Here is a 16,268-nt window from a genome sequence, read left to right as displayed (position 1 = left end):
TTCCCCGCAATTGCGTCCAGAAGCCTGGGGCAGGTGTGTGAACCTGCCGGCTGTTGGCCGCTCCCGCCGGCACCGCCGGTGACGGTACGTTTCCGTACCGCGCTATCTGGGCCCTTGAGTTGACGGGCCACCTGTAGGGGTTGCTGGAATGGGCCAGTAACCGATAGGAAATAGGAAAATACTAGTGAATCCAGTAAGCAAAACTTTCCAGTACGGCAATCAGCAAGTCACCATCGAGACCGGCCGCGTCGCGCGCCAGGCCACCGGTGCGGCGCTGGTTACCATGGGTGAGACCGTTGTGCTGTGTACCGTCGTCGGTGCCAAGGAAGCCAGGCCCGATCAGCCGTTCTTCCCGCTGTCCGTACACTATCAAGAGAAGGCCTATGCGGCCGGCAAGATTCCCGGTGGCTTCTTCAAGCGCGAAGGCCGTCCGTCCGAAAAAGAAACACTGACTTCCCGCCTGATCGACCGTCCGATCCGCCCGCTGTTCCCGAACGGCTTCATGAACGAAGTGCAGGTGATGATCACCGTGCTGTCCGCGGAAAAAGACGTGGATCCGGATATCGCCGGCATGATCGGTACCTCTGCGGCCCTGTCCGTCTCCGGTATCCCGTTTGGCGGCCCGATCGGTGCTGCGCGTGTGGGCTACTCCCAGGAAGATGGCTACCTGCTGAACCCGACTTTCAGTGCCCTGAAAGGCTCCGAGCTGGACATGGTCGTAGCCGGCACCAAAGACGCCGTGCTGATGGTTGAATCCGAAGCCAAAGAGCTGCCGGAAGACATCATGCTGGGCGCGGTACTGTTCGCCCACCAGGAAATGCAGGCGGTGGTCAAAGTCTGTGAAGAGCTGAAAGCCGAAGCCGGCAAGCCCACCTGGGATTGGCAGCCGGCCGCAGTCAACGAAGAGCTGAAAGCGGCACTGGAAAGCCAGTTCGGTGAGAAAGTGGCGGCAGCCTACAAGATCACTGACAAGCAGGAGCGCACCGCGCGCCTGGGTGAGCTGCGCAGCGAAGCCGCTGAGGCACTGGCCACCGAGGAGCTGGACGAAGGTACCGTCAAGAGCTACTTCGGCAAGCTGGAGAAGAAAATCGTGCGCGGCGCGGTGGTGCGCGGCGAAGCGCGTATCGACGGTCGCGACACCAAGACCGTGCGTCCGATCTCAACCGAAGTCGGCGTACTGCCAAAAGGTCACGGTTCCGCGCTGTTTACCCGCGGCGAGACCCAGGCCCTGGTCGTAGCCACCCTCGGCGCAACCCGCGATGCGCAGATCATCGATGCCCTCGAAGGCGAGCGCAAAGATTACTTCATGCTGCACTACAACTTCCCGCCCTATTCCGTCGGTGAAGCGGGTCGTGTCGGTGCCACTGGCCGTCGCGAGATCGGTCACGGCCGCCTGGCGCGCCGCGGTATCGCTGCCGTGCTGCCGAACCCGGACGACTTCCCCTACACCGTGCGCGTCGTGTCCGAGATCACCGAATCCAATGGTTCCAGCTCCATGGCGTCCGTGTGTGGCTCCAGCCTGGCGCTGATGGACGCCGGCGTGCCGCTGAAGGCACCGGTCGCCGGTATCGCCATGGGCCTGGTGAAGGAAGAGGAAGGTTATGCGGTTCTGACCGATATCCTCGGTGACGAAGACCACCTCGGCGACATGGACTTCAAAGTGGCCGGTACCGCCTCTGGTGTGACCGCGCTGCAGATGGACATCAAGATCGAAGGCATCACCGAAGAGATCATGGAGACCGCGCTGGAGCAGGCCCTGCACGCGCGTCTGCATATCCTCGCGGAGATGAACAAGGTCATTGGTGCATCCCGTTCCACCGTGAATGAGAACGCTCCGCGCTACGCCACCCTGAAGATCCATCCGGACAAGATCCGCGACGTGATCGGCAAAGGCGGCGCCACCATCCGCTCCATCACCGAAGATACCGGTGCGACCATCGATATCGAAGATGACGGTACCGTGAAGGTCTTCGGTGAAGACGGCGAGAGCCTGGAAGCGGCGGTTACCCGCATCGAGGAAATCACCGCGGAAGCCGAGATCGGCGCTATCTACGAGGGCACCGTGGTGCGTATCGTGGACTTCGGCGCTTTCGTCAACTTCCTGCCGGGTAAAGACGGTCTGGTGCATATCTCCCAGATCGCCGAAGAGCGCGTCAACGCGGTCACCGATTACCTGAGCGAAGGCCAGAAGGTGTTCGTCAAGGTGCTGGACGTGGACCAGCGCGGCCGCATCAAGCTGTCCATCAAGGAAGCCAAGGCCGATCGCGCCGAGGAGCAGCAGGAGCAGCCTTCCAGCGAAGGTTGATCGCTTTTGCGACGCAGCGGGGCACAGGTACTGTGCCCCCGACAAAGAACCCGGCAGCCGCCGGGTTTTTTTATGTCCGCGGCCCGCACCCGGACAACCACAGCGGACCGTCGATTTGCACTTAGCCCCGCCGCATGGGTGTGACCTCTGATCCGCTTTCGGTAGAATCGGGCGAACAGCGACCGGGAATACCCCGCTTACCAGGGAGAGAGAATTTGGGCAGTAGTTACTGGCTTATGGAAGTGCTGCTGGCACTGGCAGCGCTGCTGGTCGCCAGCCAGTTCTGGCTTATCGCGCGCGACCCCCGGCAGGCTCGCGCGCCGGCGCTGTTGATGATTGCCGGCCAGCTGGCACTGGCGCTGGCCGCTTTCGCCGGCGCCTACCGCTACGGCATCAACCCGCATTCCACCGCGCTGCACCACACCCTGTCCCAGCTTTCCAGCGTTACTACCTTCCTGTCTGCGGGGATTGCCCTGTTGTGGGCGCGGGTCGAGGCCGCGACGGCCTCCCGCGGCGCCATGCTGGTCGCGGTCGCACTGCTGGTCGCGCTGGCCCTGGGCGGTACGCTGATGCCTGCCGCAGCGGTGCGCGAGTGCTCCGCACTGGGATTGCTGTTGTGGCTGGTGGTGGCGCTTTTCGAAGTGTCTGGCCGCCGGCGCCTGCCGGCGCGCCTGGCGCTGCCGCTCGCAATGGGAGCCGCGCTGGTGATCTTTGCTGGCCTCGCAATCGGCACGGGCGCGATGCGTGTACTGGGGCTGGCGCGCACCAACTGGTTCCACCTATTACTGGCCGCAGGTGCGCTGTCACTGTTGTGCGCCCGACCGCTGTTCGCGCGGGGAGGACAAAATGGTTGATACAAAGGCGGCAGTCGAGGGGGGCTGTCATTGCGGCGCGGTGCGCTTTCGCGCCGTAATCGCCCGCACTCCGGGCGCGCCGCTGGTTGCACACGCCTGCAACTGTTCCATCTGCCGGATGGTCGGGTTCGAGCACCTGATCGTTGCCGCCGACGATTTCGAGTTACTGCGCGGCGAGGCCGACCTCAGTTGTTATACCTTCAATACCGGCGTTGCCCGTCACTATTTCTGCAGGCACTGCGGGGTAAAATCATTTTATATCCCGCGCTCCAATCCCGATGGCTACAGCGTCAACCTGCGCTGTCTCGATACGCCGCCCGAAGGGGTGGAAGTGGAGCCGTTTGACGGGCAGAACTGGGAGGCACACGCCGGGGCTCTGGCCCATCTCAGCAAACAGGAGGATCACTGAATGCACCAGGCAGACAGCGTTGATTGTATATCCAGCACCGACAGCGGTGCCGTCTACGGCAAGCCCGGCCTGTCGCTGCTGGTGGTGGAAACACCCCTGTGCCGGGCGGTGATCGCCGAGCAGGGGGCGCAGTTACTGGAATTTCAGGCCCGTGGGCGCGAGCCGTTGCTGTGGCTCAGCCCCGAGGCCAAATTCGAACCGGGCAGGGCGGTGCGCGGTGGTATTCCACTGTGCCTGCCCTGGTTCGGCATCCACCGGCAGGATCCGGGCAAACCCAAGCACGGTCTGGTGCGCAACCGACCGTGGCTGCTGGACAGTGCACGCGCGCTGGCGAGCGGCGAGGTGGAATTGCGCTTTGTTTACCGCCATCCCGGCGATGAACTGTTCGCTGCACCGTTCGAATGTGCGGTGACGATGCGTCTCGGGCGCGAGCTGCAGCTGCAGATGCACCTGAAGCACGGCGGCGCCGAGGTGACGGAGTACAGCTGGGCCTGGCACACCTACTTCCCGGTGGCCGATATCGGTGCGATCGAAGTGCACGGACTCGAGGCCACCGACTATCTCGACAACACCCGCGGCCTGGCCCGCGCCACGCAGCGCGGGCCGCTGGACTTTCCCGGCGAGGTGGATCGTATTTACCTGCACGCCCCCGCGCACCAGCGCATCGCCGAGCGCTGCCCGATCAATGCCAGCAGCGATAACTGCCACACCGTCATTGCCTGGAATCCCGGCGCTGAGCTGGCTGCCGGACTCGATGATGTCGGGGCACACTTCCGTGAATATGTCTGCGTCGAGCACGGTAATGCGTTCGACAACAGCTGGCAGCTGGAGGCCGGTGAATCCGCTCGCGCGGCCCTGCTGTTGAGCCGCTGAGCGCATGGCCGGTGACACGGGAGGTACTATGCAGGCCGGGCTGATACACGCGTTCCTGCTCGACGGCCGCGGTGGTGGTCGCGAACTGAGCTGGCGCGAGGTGCAGGAGTGGCGGCCGCAGCACGGGGTGCTGTGGCTGCACTTCGATTACACGGATACCCAGGTCCAGCAGTGGCTGCGCGAGGACAGTGGCCTGTCGCCGCTGGTGGCCGAAGCGCTGCTTACCGAGGAAACGCGGCCGCGGGCCACGGCGATCGGCGACGGCCTGTTACTCGCCCTGCGCGGGGTCAATCTCAACCCGGAATCGCAGCCGGAGGACATGGTCTCGGTGCGCCTGTGGGTCGAGCAACACCGGGTTATCAGCACGCGCCGGCGCCGGCTGCTGTCGGTCAGCGACCTCGCCGAACAACTGCGCGATGTCCGTGGGCCGGGCAGTGCCGCGGCTCTCGTGGTGGGACTCACCGACCTGCTGGTGTGGCGCATGAGCGACACCGTGGATACTTTCGAGGATACCGCAGACGAGCTGGAAGGGCGGGTACTGGACTCCAACAGCGCGGCGATGCGTTCGGAGCTGGCGCTGCTGCGCAAGCAGACCATCACACTGCGCCGCTACCTGTCGCCGCAGCGCGAGGCACTGGCGCGCATGCTGGTGGAAAAGATGTCCTGGTTCGACGAGCACAACCGCATCCAGCTGCGCGAAGTGAGCGATCGCCTGCTGCGCCATATCGAAGATATCGACGCGGTGCGCGAGCGCGCCGCCGTCACCCAGGAAGAGCTGTTGAGCCGCACGTCGGAACAGCTCAACAACCGCATGTATGTGCTCTCGGTGGTCGCGGCAATTTTTCTGCCGCTCGGTTTTCTGACCGGTCTGCTGGGTATCAATGTAGGGGGAATCCCCGGCGCCGATTACCCGGCAGCCTTCCTGATCTTCTGTGCATTACTGGTGGTGGCGGTGGTCCTGCAGGTCGTGATCTTCCGCTGGAACAAATGGCTGTGACGGCTGGCCGGATACAGGTGTGGCCGGCATTATTTAACGCGCTGCTGAGTGTTGGCACCGGCGGCCGCGCAAAACTTCAAACAAGGAGACAGGGAGATGTCCGCACACTTTCATTTGGCCCAGGTCAATATCGCCCGCGCCAGGGGCTCCCTCGACAGCGACATCATGCGCGGCTTTGTCGAGCAACTGGATGCGATCAATGCACTGGCCGATCGCAGCCCCGGCTTTGTCTGGCGGTTGCAGACCGATGATGGCGACGCGACGTCAATCGACGCGTTTGGCGATCCGCGCATTATCGTCAATATGTCGGTGTGGGAATCACTGTCGACACTGAAAGACTATGTCTACGCCGGCGATCACCTGAAACTGCTGCAGAACAAGAAAAGCTGGTTCGAGAAGATGGCAGCACCGAGCCTGGCCCTGTGGTGGATTCCCGCCGGTACACTGCCGACCATCGATGATGCCCGACGGGCGCTGGCCGCACTGCAGGAGGGCGGTTCCACTGCCGCGGCGTTTACCTTCGCGCGCCCCTGCCCACCACCGGAATCCGTGCCTGGCCCGACACCGAGTCCGCAATCGGCGTGAGCCTTCAGTCGAACACGGTCACGGTCTGGCGGCTGAAGGCCACCAGCTTGCCATCGGCATCCCACAGCCGCGCGCTGATGACGCCATAGCCGTCTGCGGCCTGCTCCACCTCGGCCAGATACTGCCACCAGTCGCCGCCACCATGGGTTGGCAGTGGTTCCGTCAACTCCAGCGTCCAGGTCAGCGAGCTGGCCGGTGCGGGTTTACCCAGCATCGGCAGCAATGCCGGCGGCCAAGCGTCGATCAGGGCCAGCAGCTGGGGCACGGACACCGCTGCGTCCTCGCTGTCTGTGAAGCGCACCCAGCCGCCCAGCTGCGGGTCACTGCTGCCACTGAACGGTAGCTGGCCGCGGGCGATACGGTAGTCGAAATGTCGGGTAAATTCGGGTACCACGCCGGGGATCGATGGCAATGCCGGGCAATCCTCGGGCGCCTTGAAAACGGGTGCCCTGTCGCAGTCGACGCGAATACCCGATTGCCGTGCGCTGCCGAAGGCGGCCAGCGCCGCCAGCGCCGGTTTGCCATCCTGCATCAGCCGACCCTCTACCTGCGTAACCGAGCGGCCTGCGCGCAGCACATCGGCGCTGAGCGTCACCGCCCCGCTGGCAACCGGTGCGACGAAGGAAAACGTGAGTGAGCGCAGACTCGCGTCGGTACCGGCAGCGGCTGCAATCTTTTCATACAGCATCGCGGCCACCAGGCCGCCGAAGGTGGCGCGGCCCTGGCCCCAGCTGGTAGGAATTTGCGTATCGCCGCCGTTGCGGCAGGGTTCGAGTAGTTGATCGAAGTGCATACTGCGTCCTGTGCCGGCGAAGATCAGTTGAAGGTGTGGGCGTCGTCGGGGAAAACGCCATTCTTGACGTCCGCGGCGTATTTGCTCAGCGCGCCGGGGATGTCGCCCGCTTCAATCAGGAAGTTCTTCGAGAATTTGGGCGGCTGCTCGGTGAGGCCGAGGATGTCGTTGATGACCAATACCTGCGCGTCGGTATGCGGGCCGGCGCCGATGCCGATGGTGGGCATGGCCACGGATTCGGTGATGCGCTTGGCCAGCGCCGCGGGCACACACTCGAGTACCAGCAGGTCCGCGCCGGCCTCGTCCAGGGCGGCGGCATCGTCGAGAATTTCCCCGGCGGTTTCCTCGTCGCGGCCCTGTACGCGAAAGCCGCCCAGTTTGTGTACCGACTGCGGTGTGAGCCCCAGGTGGGCGCACACCGGGATGCCGCGGTCGGTGAGCATCCTCACCGTTTCCGCGAGCCAGGCGCCACCCTCAATTTTTACCATATGCGCGCCGGCCTGCATGATGCGGGTGGCGTTGGTGAGCGCCTGCTCCGGGGTGGCGTAGGTCATAAACGGCATGTCGCCGAGAATCAGGGATTTCCTGTTGCCGCGCGCTACCGCTTCCACGTGGTAGATCATCTGCTCCATGGTCACCGGGATGGTGCTTTCGTAGCCGAGCACGGTCATCCCCAGGGAGTCGCCGATCAATACCGCTTCGACGCCGGTCTTCTGGGCCATCGCCGCCATCGGCGCGTCGTAGAGGGCAACGGTAATAAATTTCTCGCCGGCGGCTTTCATCTTGCGCAGCGTCTGGATGGTGACCGTTTTTTCCAGGGCAGTGGGTGCATACATAACGTCAGTTTCCCGGGTTGTAGTAGTGGCGGCCGCTGTTGATGGTGAGCATATACTCCACCAGCTGGCGGTAGTCCTGTGGGCGGTCGACGATGTCGATATCCTCGCTGTTGACGATCAGCAGAGGAGCCTCATCGTAGTAGTGGAAAAAGTTGGTGTAGGCGTCGTTCAGCGTCGCCAGGTATTCGTTACCGATGGCGCGCTCGGCGGCAATACCGCGGGTGCGGATGCGCTCCTGCAGTACTTCCAGGGGCGCCTGCAGGTAGATCACCAGGTCAGGTTTCGGTGCCTGCAGCGTGACGTGTTGGTAAACCTGCTGGTACAGCGCCAGCTCATCGGAGTCCAGGGTGACTTCGGCGAACAGCTGGTCCTTTTCGATCAGGAAGTCGGAGACCCGCACCGGCTTGAACAGATCGTCCTGGCGCAGGGCCTGGATCTGCTGTGAGCGCTGCAGCAGGAAGTGCAGCTGCGTGGGCAGGGCGGCGCTTTTGGGGTCGCGGTAGAAGCGCTCGAGAAACGGGTTGTCCTCGGGCAGCTCCAGCAATGTGTCGTAATTGAAAGTGGCGGCGAGTTTTTTTGCCAGGGTGGTCTTGCCGACACCGATATTGCCTTCGACGGCGATAAATCGCGGCAGCGTCTTGCCGCTCAGGTTGGGTTCGTCCGGGTGGTTTTCGCCGGTTTCGTTGACCATTGAATAGACTCCTTTATTCATTCCACCGCGCCTGGCGCCACCACTCGGGTTGTCGCGGCCCCCCTGGTGCCAGCTGCGAGCAGGGCGAACACAAGGTTCGCCCCTAAAGATCTACGCGCGTGGGCAAAATCCGCTGTGGCGCTGGCTGAGCAGCTGAAGCGAATCTTGCCTGCGCCCGTTCCGGCTCGATCCGGGTATACCATCGCCGGGTCCCGGCATCGTCCGCTTTCAGATTTTTTCCAGGCGGTTTTCCGGGCATTGCCGCAACAGTGCCTGTATGGATTCCCCTGACGGCAGTTGCAAGTCAGGCTCCAGTTCTGCCAGCGGCACCAGCACGAAGTTGCGTTCGGTCATGCGCGGGTGGGGGACCTGCAGGCGCGGCGTGTCGATGCGCTGCGCGTCGAGCAACAGTATATCCAAATCGAGAGTGCGGGCACCCCAGCGCACATGGCGCTCGCGGCCGTGGGCGGCCTCAACGGCCTGCAGCCGGTCGAGCAAGTGCAGGGGGGCCAGCGCGGTTTCCAGTTCGGCCACCGCGTTGATGTAATCCGGCTGCCCCGCAGGGCCCACCGGTGCACTGCGGTAGAAGCTGGAGCAGCGCAGCAGCCGGGTCTCTTCCAGCGCGGCGATGGCGTCGAGTGCACTGCGGAGTTGCCGTTGTGGCTCGGCCAGATTGCTGCCGAGGCCAATGTAGGCGCGGGCCATTTATTCGTTCTGCGGATTGCGCCGGCGCCCGCCGCGGGATCCGCGGCCGCGGCGGCGTCCGCCCTTGCTGCCGCCCGGGCGCTGCAGTTTCTGCACCATCTGCTGGCGCTGTTCGGCATCGGCCTGCTGGAAATCGGTCCACCACTGGCCGAGCCCGGGGGCTATCTCGCCGGACTCTTCGCGCAGCAGCAGGAAGTCGTAACCGGCGCGGAAGCGCGATTGCTCGCTGAGGCGCTGCGCGCGGCTGCCGTTGCGCTGCGGCAGGCGCAATTGCAGGTCCCAGATTTCGCGCATCGGCAGGGAGAAGCGCTTGGGAATGGCCGTGTGCACCAGCTGCGCGGCGGTGATCTTTTGTGCGGCCTGGGCCAGTGCCGGCACCGGCGGGGTGCCCTTATCGACCAGGTGCTGCTGTTCATTCCTGACTGCGGGCCACAGCAGGGCGGCGTACAGGAACGCCGGCGTGACGCGCTTGTCGGCGCGGATACGCGCGTCGGTATTGCGCAGCGCCAGGCGTGTCAGTGCCAGGGCGGAGGAGTCGTCGAGCAAGGCGGCGTTGTCGGGGAACAGGTGCCGCCACAGGCCGTGTTCGCGCATCAGTTCGAAAGTGCGCTCGCCGTGGCCGCTCATCAGCAGTTTCAGTACTTCGTCGAACAGCCGCGCGGGGGCGATGTTGCGCAGCAGCGGCGCCAGCTCGCGCAGTGGCGCGGCGGTCTTTGCCTCGATCTGGAAATCCAGTTTGGCGGCGAAGCGCACCGCGCGCAGCATGCGCACCGGGTCTTCTTTGTAGCGGGTGCTGGGATCGCCGATCATGCGGATCAGGCGCTGTTCAATATCCTGCACGCCACCGGTGTAGTCGTGAATCTCGAAACCGTTGATGGTGTAGTAGAGGGCGTTGACGGTGAAGTCGCGGCGCACCGCGTCGCTCTCCAGGTCACCGTAGACATTGTCGCGCAGCAGCATACCGTGCTCGGACTGTTGCGCCTCGTGCGCCTCGCCCTCGCTGTGGTGGCCGCGGAAGGTGGTGACCTCGATGATCTCGCGGCCGATGCGCGCGTGCAGGATGCGGAAGCGGCGGCCGACGATGCGGGCACCGCGGAACAGCGATTTGGCCTCTTCCGGCGTGGCGTCGGTGGCGACGTCAAAATCTTTCGGGTGGCCGCCGAGCAGCAGGTCGCGCACGCCGCCACCGACGATATAGGCCTGGAAACCGGCGTCCTGCAGGCGCTTCATGACGGTCAGCGCGGCGCGGCTGATGTCGCGGCGGGAGAGATTGTGGTCGCTGCGGGCGACGATGCGCGGTCCCGCGGGTTTTGCCGGCTTGCGCCAGCGCTTGAGACTACTGATCAGGGTGTTGAGCATACGGCTGTCTGTTCTGACTGCTGCCAATGTGAATTGGCCGGGGGCCGGGCGCGCGCGAAGAGGCGGCTGCCGGGCCGGTGCGGGCGCATTCTACCACAGGCACAGACGAGCGCCCGCAATCGGGAACCCGCGACAGTGGTCGGGGTCAGATCAGCGGTAAGAGAAAAGAAAGGGAAGATGGGAATTATTGTTATTAGGATGAAGGCAGCGGCTTCCTTGCGCTATCAATTTGCTGTCTAGCAAACACCCTCTCCCAGGTACAATCAGTCAGTCTGTAACGCGCTTGTCGTTATTTTTGTTGTCTTCTGCTTATTTTTATTATTTATTGTTATTTTTTGTTGTTTTTATTGTTCTTGTCGGTTTTGGTCACTGTTTGCTTTTATTGTCGACCGCGCCGTTGTTCTTATTGTGTTGCGCCCACTTATTGTCAGTTGTTATTAGGGCTTAAACAGTCATTTATTTTTATTCTTGGCTGTTTTTCTTGTTTGTACTAAGAGTAAAGCACTTAGCGTGCCAACTTTAAAAAGTCTTTATAAATCAACAACTTAAAAAATTTACAAAAATTTGCACGCCGTCAGCGGAACCTTTGGCGTTACGGATGGCGCGGTAGTTGTTACTCGCTGGCGGCTGGAGGTAACACTTTCAGTTGTTACCAAAGTGGGAAGTCCCGGCGGTGCTGGGGTAACAGCGGTGGGTATAGAAAATGAGACCCGCGCCGTGACGCGGAGTTCCGCGATGTGGCGCCCAGGGTGATAGGCACAACCCGGCATGGGCGCGCGGGCTGCATCGGTATCGGAGTAGGTGGCGGTTGCAGGGCTGGGTGTCAGCTGACTGATCGGGTGAGGCGGTCCTGTGGTGTTGCGCGAGGCGTGCGCAGAGCGGGAACCCTGCGCGCCGGAATCAGACCTCGGCGGTGCGGCGGCTCTTCTTGCGCGGAATACCCAGTTTCTGGCGGCGTTCCCACAGGCATTTGCGGCTGACCCCCAGTTTCTTGGCCAGCTCGGTTTCACTCATGGTGTCCTGGTGCTCTATCACGAAGCGGGCGAAGTAATCCTCCAGCGACAGGTCTTCGCGCGGATCGGTGTGGCGACTGCGCGGGCGGCGCTCGGGATCCGCCTCCTCCACCGGCACCAGGTCCAGGTCGATATCGAGGGTGCGGTGGTCGATCTCGGCGCTGTTGTCTTCGGTCAGGATCACTGCGCGCTGAATGGCGTTTTCCAGCTCGCGCACATTGCCCGGCCAGGTGTAGGTGGTTACCGCCTGGATGGCTTCCGGTGACAGCTTGAGGGTGGGGCGCTCCACTTTGGCGCAGAATTTTTCCAGCAGGTGCTCGGCGATCGCCAGCACATCCTTGCCGCGCTCGCGCAGTGGCGCCAATGTCATCTGCACCACATTGATGCGGTAGTAGAGGTCTTCACGGAACTTGCGTTCGGTGGCCAGCTGGCGCAGGTTGCGGTGGGTGGCCGCCACCAGGCGCACATCCACCTTGCGCGATTCCACCGCGCCGATCGGGCGCACTTCGCCCTCCTGCAGCACCCGCAGCAGGCGCGCCTGGGCTTCCAGCGGCAGTTCGCCGATCTCGTCGAGGAACAGGGTGCCGCCGTCAGCGGCGGCGACCAGGCCCTCGCGGGCAGACTGGGCGCCGGTAAAGGCGCCTTTTTCGTGACCGAACAGTTCGGCCTCGATCAGTGTTTCCGGGATCGCCGCGCAGTTGACCGAAATCAGCGCTTTGCCGGCGCGGCGGCTCTCCTCGTGGATGGCGCGCGCGACCAGTTCCTTACCAGTGCCGGTCTCGCCATGTACCAGTACCGTGGCGTCAGTGGGCGCCACCTTGTGAATGCGGCTGTACAGATCGCGCATCACCGGACTGTCGCCGATCATGCCGGCGATGGTACGGCCGGACTCCTTGCCCGTCGGGGCCTGGGCGCGGTTCTGTTCGGCCTTGCCAATCACCCGGCGCACGGTGGCGATCATCTCGTCGTGATCGAACGGCTTGGCGATGTAATCGGCGGCGCCCATCCGCATGGAATCCACCGCGGAACGCAGGCTGGCGTAACTGGTCATGATCAGGACCGGTACGTCGCCGGCGAGCTTGAGCAGGTCGGTGCCCGGGGCGCCGGGCAGGCGCAGGTCGGAAATGATCAGATCCAGATCGCTGAAGCGGTATTTGTTGGTCGCCTCGCGCACTGAGCCCGCTTCGCTGACCTTGTAGCGATGCCGTTCCAGCAACTTGCGCAGCGCCGTCCGAATAATGGCTTCATCTTCGACGATCAGGATGTGGCTCATATGTTACGCCTGGTTACAAAACGCTCAGTGAAGGCCTAGTTTTACCCGCTGAGCGTTTCGATGCAACTCAAAACGGGATAATTGGCTGAGATTTGCACAGCTATTGCGTGTTTTTAGCGCTTGGTGACAGTTATCTCTCGAGCGGCAGCTGTACGATGAACTTCGCTCCACGGCCACTCTCCGGGTGGGCGGGGCTGACCAGCTCCAGCTGGCCCTCGTGCTCCTCGACGATGCTGTAGACCATCGCCAGCCCCAGACCGGTGCCCTGGCCCGGCTCCTTGGTGGTGAAAAAGGGTTCCAGGATCCGTTCGCGGTGCTCGGCGGAGATCCCCGGGCCGTCGTCGGTGACGGCGATACAGGCGCAGCCGCGCGCCACGTAGCCCTCGATCTGGATATGACCGCCGTCGGGGCTGGCGTCGCGGGCATTGCTGAGCAGGTTGATGAACACCTGTATCAGGCGCTGGTTGTCCCCCGGCGCGATCAGGTCCTCGGGCACCGCGTTGTCGAAGGTCACCTGGGTCTTGTCGCGCTGCAGCGACAGCAACTGCACCGCTTCCTGCACGCAGGCGTACAGATCCACCGGTGCATGCCGGTTGTCAGTGTCGTGACTGCCACTGTGGGAGAAGTTCACCAGCGAGTGCACGATGCGGCTGATGCGCTGGGTCTGGCTGAGGATCTGGTCGGCGGTGTCGCGCACTTCCGTGCTGTCGGACTCGAATTGCAGGTTCTGCGCCAGGCAGGCGATGCCGGTGACCGGATTGCCCACTTCGTGGGCGACGCCGGCGGCGAGCCGGCCCACCGAGGCCAGCCGTTCGCTGTGCATCAGTTCCTGCTCGAGAATCTGGGTCTCGGTGATGTCCTCCATCAGCAGCATCTGCCCGTCGCCGCTCTGCGGTCGCGCGCGCTTGCCGCCGCGGCTCTTGACGCGGGTCTTGTGCAGGTTGAACCAGTGGCTGGTGCCGTCGAAGTTGACCTGTTGCTTGAAGCGGCTGGCGTCGGCAGACGCGGCGAATTCGCTCAGTAGCGAACTCCAGGGCTCGGCCAGGTAGTCGAGCTTGGAGCCGATTACCTCGCTGGCGGCAATGCCGGTGAGGTCGTGCATGGCGTAGTTCCACAGCAGTATCTCGCCGTCGCGGCCGAGGGAACAGGCCGCCAGCGGCAGTTCCTCGAGCATCTGCCGGTGGTACAGGCGCAGGTTGTTGAGCTCCGCCGCCAGCCCGGTGAGCTGGTTTTTGTAGCGCGACAGGCGCGTTTCGATCAGGTGAATATCCTTGGTGGCTGGCTGGTCGCTGTTCACGAAGGGGAAGTGGCGGTCGATGATCTGTCCCGCAAGTACCCGCCCCAGCAGTCCCGACAGGTTGGCGTCGAGCTTGTTGCGCAGGCGGCGCAGCGCGTAGGGACGGCGTTCGTCGTCGGGCAGGCCCAGTTGCTGCAGGGCGCGATTCACCTCCTGGTTGGCGGTGGCGGCACCGAGGCTTTCCGACAGGCGCACGCGGAAATCCGCCGCCGACTGCACATCCATCTCCAGGCGCAGCGCCTGACTCAGCGACTCGTCGCTGCACAGGTCGGCGGCGTACTGCTCCATGCTGCTGGTGCGGGTCAGCAGTGAAATCCCCACGAACAGCAGCACGTTGACTGCCAGCGACAGGGTGGTGACCTGGGTCCAGATGGACATGCCCAGCGGAATCTGTAGTTCGGTGCCGGGTAGCGTGATGCCGGAAAGGCCCGCTACCGACGGAACCAGCAGGCCGCACGCCCAGATCGCCATGCCGGCCAGCAGCCCGGCGATAAAGCCGCGGCGGTTGCCGCGCGGCCAGTGGATCACCGCAAAGATACCGGGCAGGAACTGCAGCGAAGCGATAAAGGCCAGCAGTGCCAGGTCCGCCAGCGACAGGCGGTTGTTCAGCAGCAGGTAAAAGGCGAAACCGGCCAGGAACAGCGCCGCCACCAGCGCGCGGCGCAGCCACACCAGCTGGCGGTACATGTTGTCCTCCGAGTGCCAGCGGGTGCCCGGCAGCAGCCAGTGGTTCATGACCATGGTCGACAGCGCCAGCGTGATCATCACCAGCGCGCCGGTGGCGGCCGACAGGCCGCCGATAAACGCGAGAATGGTCAGCGGCGCGGAGCCGCTGGCGCGGGGGACGGCGAGGGCGAAATACTGCACCGGTTCGGTCACATCCAGCGCGAACCCGGCCCACATGATCGGGAAGATCGGCAGCGCCATCAGCAGCAGGAACAGCGGGAAGCCCCAGCTGGCGTGGCGCAGTGTCGCGGTGGCGGGGCGCTCGGCCACGCTCAGGTAGAAGATGTGAGGCATCGCCACGGCGGTGGCGATAAATACCAGCAGCAGCGTGTGGGAGGATCCCTGCTTTATCGGGGTGTAGAGCAGCTGTTGCATGTCCTTGTTCTGCGCCAGCCATTCGTCCAGGCCGGCCAGGTTGCCGAACACGCCGTACACGGCGTAGAACCCCACCGCCAGCAGGGCCACCAGCTTGACCACCGACTCCAGTGCCATGGCGGCGGACAGGCCGGCGCGCCGCTCGCGGGTGGCGCCGTACATGCTGGTGAACACCGCCAGCAGCATGCAGTAGAAAAACGCGATCAGGTTTTTGCCGCTGACGCCGCTGTCGGGCAGTGACAGGGTTGCGGCGCTGTCGCGGGACAGCAGCGCCAGTGTTTCTGCCACCGCCTGTATTTGCAGCGCAATCAGCGGCAGCAGCGCCAGCAGCATGAACAGCGTGGCGAGGGTGCCGGCTTCGCGGCTGTGGTAGCGGAACACCATCAGGTCCGCCGGCGAGGTCAGCTGGTAGCGCTGCGCCAGCCGCGCCAGCGGTTCCAGTGCGACTGGCGCGAACAGGAACATGGCGCCGGTGCCCAGATAATAGGCGAGTACGCCGTAACCATACTGCCAGGCGAGGTCGACGATGCCGTAGAAGGTCCAGGCCGACAGCGATACGCCCAGCGACAGCACATAGACCACCGGGTGGCGCACCCAGCGCGACGGCAGCCAGCCCTTGGAGGTGGCGAAGGCGACAAAAAACAGCGCGGCGATATAGCCCACGCCGATCAGCGCAATATGGGCGACATCAAAGCTCATCGGACTTGCGCCTCAGCTGTACGAACACCGCCAGCAGAATCAGGACAAACCAGAGAATAAACGGCCGATACCAGGCGCCGGCGGGATTGATCATCCAGGTGAAAATGGTGGGCGAGAAAACGTAACCCACCAGGACCAGCAGGATTAGCAGGGTGCGGTTACTCATAGACGCCGGTACTTGAATATCGGGACTCGCAGGCGGGCATCGGTGGCTCCGGTTCGACGGTGGCGGACGATGTTAAAGCGCACCGGGTTGCGGTGCAATTGCGCGATGCGCTGCGGCTTCAGTTCTGGTGCGCTCCGGTTATCGGGTGCGCTGTGGCCGGTTCCGCGGCGGCACCGCTGCCGCTAGCCGTCTGTTCAACAGCCTGATCGGCAAATGTCTCGCAAACGGCTCCCGACTGCGGCGCCTGCATATTCCGTTGCGGGGGGCTTCCGAACCCTGGTCCATGGTTTATGGCAGATAGTGCGTTGCGCA

General features: G+C 63.6%; 14 protein-coding genes. 6 read left to right on the top strand and 8 right to left on the bottom strand.

The features are described from left to right. Window positions 1–184: 184 nt before the first annotated feature. The 6 genes from pnp (at window position 185) to ABDK11_RS14890 (ending at window position 6,023) form a co-directional block, all read left to right on the top strand. A complete protein-coding gene (gene pnp / locus ABDK11_RS14915) occupies window positions 185–2,305 on the top strand; it encodes a polyribonucleotide nucleotidyltransferase (RefSeq protein WP_346837310.1) in 2,121 nt (706 codons plus the stop codon). A gap of 215 nt (window positions 2,306–2,520) precedes the next feature. Then, a complete protein-coding gene (locus ABDK11_RS14910) occupies window positions 2,521–3,159 on the top strand; it encodes a hypothetical protein (protein ID WP_346837309.1) in 639 nt (212 codons plus the stop codon). Then, window positions 3,152–3,568: a GFA family protein gene (locus ABDK11_RS14905; RefSeq protein ID WP_346837308.1), complete on the top strand. Its 417-nt coding sequence runs from the start codon at window positions 3,152–3,154 to the stop codon at window positions 3,566–3,568. The genes ABDK11_RS14910 and ABDK11_RS14905 overlap by 8 nt, the downstream gene beginning before the upstream one ends. After that, window positions 3,569–4,441 (top strand): D-hexose-6-phosphate mutarotase, encoded by an 873-nt coding sequence (locus tag ABDK11_RS14900; RefSeq protein ID WP_346837307.1) that lies wholly within the window; start codon window positions 3,569–3,571, stop codon window positions 4,439–4,441. It begins immediately after the preceding gene. 28 nt (window positions 4,442–4,469) lie between these two features. Continuing rightward, on the top strand, window positions 4,470–5,438 hold the full coding sequence (gene zntB / locus ABDK11_RS14895; protein WP_346837306.1) for a zinc transporter ZntB: 969 nt from the start codon (window positions 4,470–4,472) through the stop codon (window positions 5,436–5,438). 96 nt (window positions 5,439–5,534) lie between these two features. Next, the gene (locus ABDK11_RS14890) at window positions 5,535–6,023 is read left to right on the top strand and encodes a DUF3291 domain-containing protein (protein WP_346837305.1); all 489 of its coding nucleotides are present in this window, start codon (window positions 5,535–5,537) and stop codon (window positions 6,021–6,023) included. Window positions 6,024–6,027: 4 nt separating this feature from the next. On the opposite strand, the gene ABDK11_RS14885 is transcribed toward ABDK11_RS14890, so the two are convergent. From ABDK11_RS14885 to ABDK11_RS14850, 8 genes are all read right to left on the bottom strand, one after another. Further along, complete coding sequence (locus tag ABDK11_RS14885) at window positions 6,028–6,816, bottom strand: thioesterase family protein (RefSeq protein WP_346837304.1); 789 nt, start codon at window positions 6,814–6,816, stop codon at window positions 6,028–6,030. A gap of 23 nt (window positions 6,817–6,839) precedes the next feature. Next, window positions 6,840–7,652 carry a 3-methyl-2-oxobutanoate hydroxymethyltransferase gene (gene panB, locus ABDK11_RS14880; RefSeq protein WP_346837303.1) on the bottom strand — a complete coding sequence of 271 codons (813 nt, stop codon included), beginning with the start codon at window positions 7,650–7,652 and terminating at the stop codon, window positions 6,840–6,842. 4 nt (window positions 7,653–7,656) lie between these two features. Then, the gene (locus tag ABDK11_RS14875) at window positions 7,657–8,343 is read right to left on the bottom strand and encodes a deoxynucleoside kinase (RefSeq protein ID WP_346840206.1); all 687 of its coding nucleotides are present in this window, start codon (window positions 8,341–8,343) and stop codon (window positions 7,657–7,659) included. 228 nt (window positions 8,344–8,571) lie between these two features. Next, complete coding sequence (folK, locus tag ABDK11_RS14870) at window positions 8,572–9,048, bottom strand: 2-amino-4-hydroxy-6-hydroxymethyldihydropteridine diphosphokinase (protein WP_346837302.1); 477 nt, start codon at window positions 9,046–9,048, stop codon at window positions 8,572–8,574. After that, the gene (gene pcnB / locus ABDK11_RS14865) at window positions 9,049–10,407 is read right to left on the bottom strand and encodes a polynucleotide adenylyltransferase PcnB (protein WP_346837301.1); all 1,359 of its coding nucleotides are present in this window, start codon (window positions 10,405–10,407) and stop codon (window positions 9,049–9,051) included. A gap of 900 nt (window positions 10,408–11,307) precedes the next feature. Next, entirely contained in the window at window positions 11,308–12,693 is a 1,386-nt protein-coding gene (locus ABDK11_RS14860) for a sigma-54 dependent transcriptional regulator (RefSeq protein ID WP_346837300.1), read from the bottom strand. Between the two features lie 130 nt (window positions 12,694–12,823). Next, window positions 12,824–15,790, bottom strand: a complete 2,967-nt coding sequence (locus tag ABDK11_RS14855) for an ATP-binding protein (protein WP_346837299.1) — start codon at window positions 15,788–15,790, stop codon at window positions 12,824–12,826. Further along, on the bottom strand, window positions 15,780–15,956 hold the full coding sequence (locus tag ABDK11_RS14850; RefSeq protein ID WP_346837298.1) for a hypothetical protein: 177 nt from the start codon (window positions 15,954–15,956) through the stop codon (window positions 15,780–15,782). The genes ABDK11_RS14855 and ABDK11_RS14850 overlap by 11 nt, the downstream gene beginning before the upstream one ends. Window positions 15,957–16,268 lie beyond the last annotated feature (312 nt).

It is taken from the genome of Microbulbifer sp. SAOS-129_SWC, assembly GCF_039696035.1.
Taxonomy (GTDB): Bacteria; Pseudomonadota; Gammaproteobacteria; order Pseudomonadales; family Cellvibrionaceae; genus Microbulbifer.
The sequence above is the reverse complement of the archived record's forward strand: the minus strand, read 5'-3'. Positions and strand labels throughout refer to the sequence as shown.